At 64.4% G+C, this 9,212-nt stretch carries 5 protein-coding genes; 1 reads left to right on the plus strand and 4 read right to left on the minus strand.

The features are described 5' to 3' along the window. Window positions 1-133 precede the first annotated feature (133 nt). The 4 genes from ACUN9Y_RS21260 to ACUN9Y_RS21275 all read right to left on the minus strand — a co-directional run bounded on the left by ACUN9Y_RS21260 (window position 134) and on the right by ACUN9Y_RS21275 (window position 6,455). Entirely contained in the window at window positions 134-1,084 is a 951-nt protein-coding gene (locus ACUN9Y_RS21260) for a polysaccharide lyase (RefSeq protein ID WP_445462742.1), read from the minus strand. A 160-nt stretch (window positions 1,085-1,244) separates the two neighbouring features. Next, on the minus strand, window positions 1,245-2,906 hold the full coding sequence (locus ACUN9Y_RS21265) for a PilZ domain-containing protein (protein WP_445462743.1): 1,662 nt from the start codon (window positions 2,904-2,906) through the stop codon (window positions 1,245-1,247). A gap of 40 nt (window positions 2,907-2,946) precedes the next feature. After that, a complete protein-coding gene (locus ACUN9Y_RS21270; protein ID WP_445462744.1) occupies window positions 2,947-5,100 on the minus strand; it encodes a glycosyltransferase in 2,154 nt (717 codons plus the stop codon). 8 nt (window positions 5,101-5,108) lie between these two features. Next, window positions 5,109-6,455: a UDP-glucose dehydrogenase family protein gene (locus ACUN9Y_RS21275; RefSeq protein ID WP_445462745.1), complete on the minus strand. Its 1,347-nt coding sequence runs from the start codon at window positions 6,453-6,455 to the stop codon at window positions 5,109-5,111. Window positions 6,456-7,396: 941 nt separating this feature from the next. Between ACUN9Y_RS21275 and ACUN9Y_RS21280 the strand changes: the two genes are divergently transcribed. Continuing rightward, on the plus strand, window positions 7,397-9,212 hold a 1,816-nt coding region (locus tag ACUN9Y_RS21280), incomplete at its 3' end, for a retention module-containing protein (RefSeq protein WP_445462746.1).

Genomic DNA, 9,212 nt, shown 5'->3' on the forward strand with positions numbered 1-9,212 from the left:
CAGCGCCAGGGGAATTGGCGAGGGGGACATCAGGTGCGCGGGACGTCGCGGTCGTCAGGGGCATCGCAAAAATCTCCTTGGGCGCGCCCCAGGGAGAGGGGCGCGCTGATGGCGGTGGATAGACGGCTGGGCCTTACGAGCTCGGCGCGTAGAAGCGGAAATCGGCGAAGTCGGCGTGCTGGTCATGGGGCGTGCGCCAGTCCTTGCCGTGGCCGCCGAAGAAGGTCGAGAACATCAGGCCGTCGATGGTCACGTCATCGCTGGTGCGGTAGACCATGCCCTGCTGTTCGAGCACCGGGCGGCCGTCGACCCAGACCCGAACCACGCCATTTTCCTGACCCGGATCGTTCAGGATGACTTCCTGTTCGAGGGTCACCCACTGTCCGGTGGGAAAGCTGAACAGGCCACGGCCGACGGAGTCGCCGTAGTCCGAGTCGTCATCGCTCTCGCGGCTGTCGGCGACATACTCGTAGAGCTCGCCCTGTCCGTTTTCGCGCCACATGTAACGCAGCGAGAAGCCGTTTTCACCGGTGACCTTGTCGCCACCGCTGGGCGCTTCGCCGCCATAGAGGCCGGGCAGCTTGCCGCCCTTGACGAAATCGAAGCCGTCCTCGAAGCGCACTGCGTACCTGAGGCAGGCATGATCACGACCCGAGAAGCCCTCGGGCGCCGAGTAGAAGCCGGCGCCGCCGACCTCGGTATCCCCCGGTGACGAGGTGCCTTCCGGGTAGCCGACTCGCAGTGCGGTGGAGCGTGAGGCGCCACCGCCGAGCAGCTCGACGTTATCCTCGGTGCCCCAGGTGCGAGTGGTAGAGAAGCCTTCGCGAATCGCCTCGTCGGCACTTTGAAGGCCGAGGGCTGGGGTCGGCGAGGCGACCAGCGGGTAGCGCTCGGAGCACGCGGCGACGCTGGGGACGCCGAGGTGGCTGTCCTTGTCCGAGGCCGCCTGTGCAGATACAGCCTGAGCCGCCAGTGGCAGTCCTGCCAGCACGGCGATCCAGGCCGGCGACAGCCGTGGGCGACTCGCCGAGCGGGTGTCGCGGGGGCATGAGGTGCGTTTGGCCAGGGAGCCTGGGTTGCGCATTGTGCTCTCCTTATTCATGGCTGAGGGCCGTGATGTCGTCTGTGGGCCCATCGAGAACCCATCGCGGCGCGAGGGGCCTTGGGGCGAATGGTTCCCGGCCCTGCGGGGCCGGAAGCCATGGCGTGCCTTGATGTCGTTGCCTTGACTCGAGGGGGCGGCGTTAGCCCGCGTTCTGGGCGGTCTCGTCATCGTCGTCGGTCAGGCCCGACAACAGATGGCTGACGCCTTGGACCACGGCGCGTCCGCTCTGCCACACCCACTCGGCGGTGGCACCGAGCAGCGGGGCCTCGGTGAAACGTACGTCCACCGGGGTGCCAACGCTCTCGGTGGGCAGCGGGTCTTCCGGCACCAGCAGCACGCTGGCGACGTTCTGTTGTTGGCGCACCCAGCTCGGGAAGCCGGCGCGGGGCTGGCGCTCGATGTCCAGCGCGACGCTGCGGACTCGCGCGCTGACCGGGCCAGAGGCATTGGGTAGCGACAGGTACGCGAGCTGGTCGGGTTCGATGCGATCGATGTCGTCCATGTGCACCAGGGCTTCCACCATGACCTCGTCATCGCCGGTGCGAATCAGGGTCATGATCTTTTCGCTTTCATTGATGTAGGTGCCGTCGGCGCTGGACAGTGCCCAGGCCACCAGACAGTTGCAGGGGCTGTAGATCTCGTTCTGGGACTGACGCGCTTCGAGCGCCGTGACCCGGGAGCTCTGAAAGTCACGGGCGGTCTCGAACTGCTCGATACGCGCCCGGGCGATGTCCGGCGATACCGTTTCGAAGCTGACCGTCTCGCCGCTGGCCGGCTGAGCCGAGTTGGCCAGGCTGACCTGGCCCCCATCGGCGTTGTCGAGGTGCTGCTGCAGGTTGTCGATCAACTGGCTGTTATAGCGCTGGGCGGCCTGGGCCAGGATCAGATCAGACTCAAGGTCGACGTCCTTGACGCTGGTCAGGTTCGCATCGCGCTCGACCTTGTCGCCGGCCTTGAGATCGTGGGCCATCAGGATGCCGGGGCTCGGCGCACGAATGTCGATGCGTGGCGCGGTGACGGCGGCGAAGCTCGGTTCGATCAGCATGAAGTTGCGGTAGGCGGTGGCGGCCGCGACCACGGCGAGCACGGCAAAGGCCATGAACAGCGCGACGTACCGACCCAGCGGTTTGGGCGGACGTTTCGCCGGCTGCGGAGTACCGCCGGCACCGCGACGCTTGCGTGGCGTCTGCGGGTCTTCGCCCTGGAGCATGCCTTCGACATCCAGCGGGCGCCCGGCCAGGTGAGCCCGTACCACCTGGCGCAGCAGTTCAAGATGTGAGGGGCTGATATCGGTGATCTCGAAGCCGGCCTGGTGGACCCCACCGCGACCCGCGAGGGCCTGGCTGTGGCGACACACGGCGCTTACCGGTACCAGCAGCTCGGCGGAAGCGGTCTGGATCGCGATCTCGCCCTTGATGCGAGCGCCATCGCGCATCTGGCGCGGGCTTTCCAGGGCGAAGCCGCCCTGGGACAGGTCGATACCGCGAAAGCGGTTGCCGTCGTCGAAGCGCACCTCGAACGTCGGGGTGACACGAATGTAGCGCCGCTCATCGCGGCGTTCGTGGGCCAGTCCTGGCTGGGCCGACGCCGGCGTTCGGCCACCCGCGGAGGAGGCGGGGGCCGAGGACGCGTCGGAAGAGGCGCGCGCTCGGTCGGAAGTGGGGCCGGGGGCCGCATCGCCCAGGCTGGGTTCGCGGCGCTGATCCGCGCTAGAGGGCGTCATCGGGCCTTGCTGGCTGGGGGTTTCCGATGGATGGCCAGATTGATTCTCACGGTCATCATGGGTGTAGTAGTCGCTCATTGCGTATTTCCTCCTGGCCGGGGGAGTACCGGCGGTGCGCTTAGCCGTGGCGTTCGCGCACTCTGATTTGCAGATCGATCAGGGACAGTTGTTGATCGCCGAGGGTCAGGGCACAGCCCTGGGTGGCCGAACAGGCCAGCGGCGTCGTGGCGGTCGGTGAGCGGCCCCGTGAGTCAACGAAGTAGGCGCCGAGTTCGGGGGCGATCTCGAGGGTGGTGCCGCCCTGGGGACTGCCGCTGAGAATGGTGGCAAGGGTGGTGTTGCTGCCCGCGACCACGCCGGTGTCGTCGGCGCCCGCCACCGCGTCGACGTCGTTGGCACCCGCAACTACGCCGGTGTCGTCGGCACCCGCCACCGCGTCGATGTCGTCGGCACCCGCTGCCGTGCCGGTGTCGTCGGCACCCGCTGCCGCGTCGGTGTCGTCGGCACCCGCAACCGTGCCGGTACGGAGCGTGGTCGCGATATCGCGGCGGTCGGCCTCACCGCCAGGCCCGGGATGGTGAAAGTCGTCGAGCAGGCTGGCGCTGAGGCTCAGTGCACCGGCCGGCAGCTCGATGCGGCCATCCGGAGCGCCGTCGCGGATGCGCTTGGAAAGCCAGCGGCTGGCATCGGCATCGACCTCGTCGGCGGCGGGATTGATGCCGCTCATGTCGAGGATCTTTAGCGAGGTGGCGTCGGGCACCTTGAGCACGCCGGTGGCCAGCATCAGCACGAAGACCATCAGGCTGACATGGAAGGCGTGCAGCACGTGGCCCATGCGACGCTGGCGTCGGGCCGCGCTGGCAGACGTCGGCTCCCCGGCGGAAATGCCCTGGCGTGACCAGGACTGGCGGTTGAAGCGAAAGCTGACCCAGGTCTTCAGCACGGCGCCAAACACCTGGTTGTAGTAGATCAGCGGGATCCACAAGAGGCTGAAGCGACCGCGTTGCCAGGCCAGAATCAGCGTCGACAGGCCACGGGTAAACAGGATCCAAAGGGCATAGGCGAAGATGAACGAGGGGCGCATAAACAGCGTGACCAGAATCGCGACCAGAGGGCCGATCAGGGTCGTCCACATCGACAGGCGCTGGTCGATCAGGCTCCACCAGGTGAAGAGCCCCATGGGGCGCGGCCCGAGGGCGATGGCGCGGCCACTGGTGCGCAGCATGTTGCCGTACCAGCGCCGCATCAAATCCGTGGTGGAGGCGAAGAAGCGGTGTCGATTGGGCAGCTCCTCGAAGCCGGACACGTAGACATCCGGCAGATACAGCATCTTCCAGCCATTCTTCAGCAGCCAGTACCAGGTCGACTTGTCGTCACCGGAGAGGAACTTGAAGTTGCCGAAGCGCCAGTGGTCAACGTGATCATTCTCGACCATCTCGATGAAGTCGGGGTGGGTCGCCAGGTCGGCCCGAAAGGCGCTGTAGCGTCCGGTGAGGACCAACAGGCGTTCCGATACCGACATCGAGCTCATCACCAGGTGACGCTGGGCGTAGCGCAGGTCGTACCACTCCTTGGTGGCGTCGTTGCCGGTGACGATCGCGCTATTGTTGGTGGTCAGGGCGCCCAGGTCATCGCGCAGGGCGAAGAAGCCCAGTGAGCGATCGAGAGTGCCGGGTTCGAGCAGAATGTCGCCGTCCATGGACACCAGCAAGGCGCCGGGAGCCGGCGCGCGACGGGAGATCGCGCGCAGTACCTCGGCCATGGCCGAGCGCTTGCCGTCACCCTTCTGGAACATGTAGCGCATTTCGACATTGGACGGCCAGCCGTGGTCTTCCAGCACGTGTGAAATGATGTCCACGTCGGTCTGGTCCGAGACCGAGGCAAACACGGTCGTCGGCACACCGTAGTCGCGGGTTTCCCGCACCAGGGCGTCATAGACCCGATAGCAGACGTCGGGGTCGATGCGAAAGGACGTGCACAGCACGTACAGCTCCGACGGCTTGCCGTCGGCGCCAAGGGCGTCGGCCTTGGCGCGCATGCGCGGAAAGAGGCGCCGGTTGTACCACACCGACCTCAGGGCCTGGACGAACCACCACGAATAGCGCCACGCCCCCACGGCGCCCACGGCGAAGAAGAAGCTCTTCGATTCAGGCGAGAACACCTCCGAGGGCAACTCACTGAGCAGCACGATCAACAGCGACAGCATCAGCAGCAGGGTGGTCAGCTCCGTGGCCTTGCTGGCCACGGAGGTGTGCTTGGGTAGAGTCGACATGGGGCGCCTCAGGGGGTGACGGTGTGCAGGGAGTCACCGCGGCCGATGGCGTAATACTCGAGCCCGGCGCCCTGGACGTCTTCGGGGGCGTAAAGGTTGCGGCCATCGATCAGCACCGGATGGTTCAGGGTGCTGGCGATGTGCGCGAAGTCGACGGTGCGAAAGGCCTTCCACTCGGTGCAGATGACCAGCGCATCGGCGCCTTCTAGGGCGGCATCTCGCTGCTTGGCAATGCACAGGTCCGGGCGCTCACCGTAGATCCGGTGGCACTCGGCGGCGGCTTCGGGATCGAAGGCCTGGACCCGGGCACCGGCGGCCCACAGTTTCTCCATCAGGGTACGGCTCGGGGCTTCACGCATATCGTCGGTATTGGGCTTGAAGGCCAGGCCCCACAGGGCGATGGTGCGCCCCTCCAGGTTGCCGTGCAGCGCCATCTCGAGCTTGTCGAAGAGGCGCGACTTCTGGTCGGCATTGACGGTTTCCACCGCCTGCAGCATGCGCGCTGGCGCTCCGACCTCGCTGGCGGTACGCGCCAGGGCTTTGACGTCCTTGGGGAAACACGAGCCACCATAGCCGCAGCCCGGGTAGATGAAGTGATAGCCGATGCGCGGGTCGCTGCCGATGCCATGGCGCACGTGCTCGATGTCGGCGCCCAGGTGCTCGGCCAGGTTGGCGATTTCGTTGATGAAGCTGATCTTGGTCGCCAGCATGGCGTTGGCGGCGTATTTGGTCAGCTCGGCGCTGCGCACGTCCATGAAGATCAGCTTGTCCTTCTGGCGGCTGTACGGTGCGTAGCATTCGCGCATCAGGCGGCGAACGCGCTCGCTCTCGGTGCCGACGACGATGCGAGCACCGCGCGAGAAGTCCTCGATGGCGGCGCCTTCCTTGAGGAACTCAGGGTTGGAACAGACATCGAACTCCAGGGCCAGGCCGCGATCCTCGAGGGTGTCGCCGATCACCCGGCTGACCTGGTCGGCGGTGCCGACCGGTACCGTGGACTTGTCGACGATGACGCGATACTGGGTCATGTTCTCGCCGATGGTCCGGGCGACCTGGAGCACGTGGCTCAAGTCGGCGCTGCCATCCTCATCGGACGGGGTGCCGACAGCGATGAATTGCAGCACGCCAAACGCGACGCCTTCCTCGGGGTCTGCGCTGAACTGCAGACGCTCGCTGTCGAGATTGTGGCGAATCAGGCTTTCGAGCCCGGGCTCGTAGATCGGCACCTCGCCGCGCCTCAGGCGGGCGACCTTCATCTCGTCGACGTCGACGCACATGACCTCATGTCCGACGTCCGCTAGGCAGGCACCGGTGACGAGGCCGACGTAGCCAGAACCGTGAATGGTGATCTTCATGGTCGATCTCCTTGCGATGCAGTCACGTTTTTTTCATGGGCCAACGGCATGACCTCTTCCGCTACCCAACCTGGGGCAGTGACGGTCGGTCGTTGACTTGGGATGTCAGGACGGCATTAACGCAAGATGCAGTCCAACAAGGAAAAAATTGTTTTTGAACAGTGTTTTGTATGGACTGAGGCAGGATGGCCGTGGCCTGGGGGGGCATTCGATGCGAGAAAAACGTCTCCTTTTAGAGACAGTATGAGAGGGATAATAAAAAATTGTTATAAATCATGTGTTTATATGTAGCTAATAGACAACGCTTGGCGCTGTTTTATTGCAATTCATTGTTTTAAATATGTTTATTGGGTTTTTGTCTGGTCGGGCCTTTTTCGTCAGCGTCATCGGTCAGTCCTTTGGCGGTTTTTTGTGTACGGGAAATCTCAGTCCTGGAATCGAGCGTCAGGGCCATGATGACGCTGAAGGCGTCGCGTAGTGGCGCGGCGTGTCCGGCCTAGTGGATGGAGTATGAGTCAACCATCCGCGCTGCCGGCGGGCTTCGGAGGAAACACTGACGACGTCCAACAACCGTCCTTTTTTCATCCACTTGGCTGACTCTTGGCGATCTTGAACGGGCGCCGTCGGTGATGGTCTGGCCGGTGCCCGGAAGAAGGCGGAGTGATGCGCCACCGATGTTCCGGTGAGAGTTTTGGCACAAAAACCTGACTGATCTTTTGCACTTCCCGGCTCATTAGCATGGAGTACGTCGTACTAGGTGACGTCGAAAGTAGTCTCATGCAGGCGGTTTCCGCGCCTCGGGTTCGCTACATGTACTTCAGTACAATGCTGATCAGCGCAGTTCTCCGCTATTTCTGGCATCACAAAGATGCCGGTGGGATCTTTTTTTGCCCATTCGACGAAATAGACGACGTCAACGCAGTTGACGAAGCGAGGACGAGATGGCGAACGCGACGGTCATGATGGTGGAAGGTCAAGCCTGGGTGGAGGGTGAGGATGGGGTGCGGCGCGAGCTCAAACCCGGCGATACCCTCGAAGACGGTCAGCGTCTGACGACGTCCAGCGGCGGTCGCGTGGTCATCGACTTCGGTGGAGATACGGAGCCTGCGGTGCTCAGCGGCACGGGTCAGGTCAGTTTTTTCCCTTCTGGTGAAGGTGATCTTGATGCGCGTATGGACGCCGTCGAGGCTGCCATCTCCGAGACCGAAGCGCCGGCGGGTAGCGGTACTCCTCGCGCCGATCAAGCCGAACTCGCCGAACAGGCCGACAACGTGCTTGGCGATCAGCAGTTAAATGATCTGCTGGCGGCCATCGATTCTGGCAGCGGTGATCTTCTCGACGAACTGGAAGCGCCGGCCGCCGGTGGCGTCGGCGGTGCGGCTGGCGCCGGCGATGAGGGCAGCACCTTCGTGCGTCTCTTGCGCATTGTCGAGAGTGTCGACCCGCTAGCCTTCGAGTTCGGCCTTGAGCGCGCCGAGGACATCGAGTTCCGTGAATTCGATGCCATCGATGATGCCGATCCTGACGCCGATGATCAGGGTGTCACCTTGACCGGTCTCGAGGGTCCGGGAGACCCCGGTGGTCCTGGTGGCCCCGGCGGCCCCGGCGGCCCTGGTGGTCCTGGTGGCCCAGGAGACCCCGGTGGTCTGCCGATCGGTGCGAGTAGCGCCGAGCAGACCCTGTTCGAAGCCAATCTTTCCGGTGGCAGTTCGCCCGATGCCGCCTCGCTGACCCGCTCTGGCAGTTTCGGTTTTACCGCCGGCGATGGGCTTGCCACCCTGAGCGTTGGTGGTCGTGAGCTGACGCTTGCCCAGCTCAATGCCCTGGGGACCAGCCCTCAGACCATCGCCACCGCCCATGGGGTGCTGACGCTGACCGGGTTCTCCGGGACCGCCCAAGGGGGCAGCGTCTCCTATACCTATGTTCTTGATGACAATGTCGATAATGACAGCCAAGCCGGTGCCACTGATGGCGGATTCCTTGACAGCCTGAGCGTGGTGGCGGTCGACGTCGATGGCAGCAGCGCGACCGGGTCGCTCGACATTCTGATCGTCGACGATGCCCCCCAGGCGGTGGACGATCCGACGTCCAACACGACCGATGATGTCGCGGTGACGATCAACGTCATCAACAACGCCGAAGGCGCCGACACTCTCGGGGCCGATGGTGGCAGCCTGACTGCGGCTGAACTCGTGGATCCGGCGGCCGGTACGCTGAGCTTCTCTGCCGATGGTCAGGTCACGTTTACCCCGGCGGCCGGTTTCGAAGGCACCGCTGACATTCTCTATACCATCACCGACAATGACGGCGACACGAGCCAAGCGACCTGGCAGGTGGTGGTGGAAGACGACGAACCCGAGATCGACGTCACCCCGGAGGAACCCAACGCCGAAGGCACCAATCAGGTGGACGAGGCGGGTCTTGACGATGGCGGCAGCCAGGCCGCGACCGATCTCGAGACCACCAGTGGCTCGCTGAACATCGATACCGGCTCCGACGGCGTCGGCAGCCTGGTCATTGGCGGCGTCAATGTGACCAACGGCGGCACGGTGCAGGGCAGCTACGGCGTCCTGACGGTCAGCGTCAGCGCCGGTAACTACACCTACAGCTACACCCTCGATGACAACACCACCGAGCACAGCACCCAGGGCACCGACAGCGACGGTATTCAGGACGACTTCGCGGTCACCCTGACCGACAGCGATGGCGACGTCGCGACCACGACCCTCACGATCGACGTGAAGGATGACGTGCCGG

The organism is Halomonas sp. V046 (assembly GCF_052645355.1).

Bases quoted from the DNA above. Each gene is read 5' to 3' on its own strand.
- ACUN9Y_RS21260 (WP_445462742.1), bottom strand. From the start codon at position 1,084: ATGCGCAACCCAGGCTCCCTGGCCAAACGCACCTCATGCCCCCGCGAC.
- ACUN9Y_RS21265 (WP_445462743.1), bottom strand. From the start codon at position 2,906: ATGAGCGACTACTACACCCATGATGACCGTGAGAATCAATCTGGCCAT.
- ACUN9Y_RS21270 (WP_445462744.1), bottom strand. From the start codon at position 5,100: ATGTCGACTCTACCCAAGCACACCTCCGTGGCCAGCAAGGCCACGGAG.
- ACUN9Y_RS21275 (WP_445462745.1), bottom strand. From the start codon at position 6,455: ATGAAGATCACCATTCACGGTTCTGGCTACGTCGGCCTCGTCACCGGT.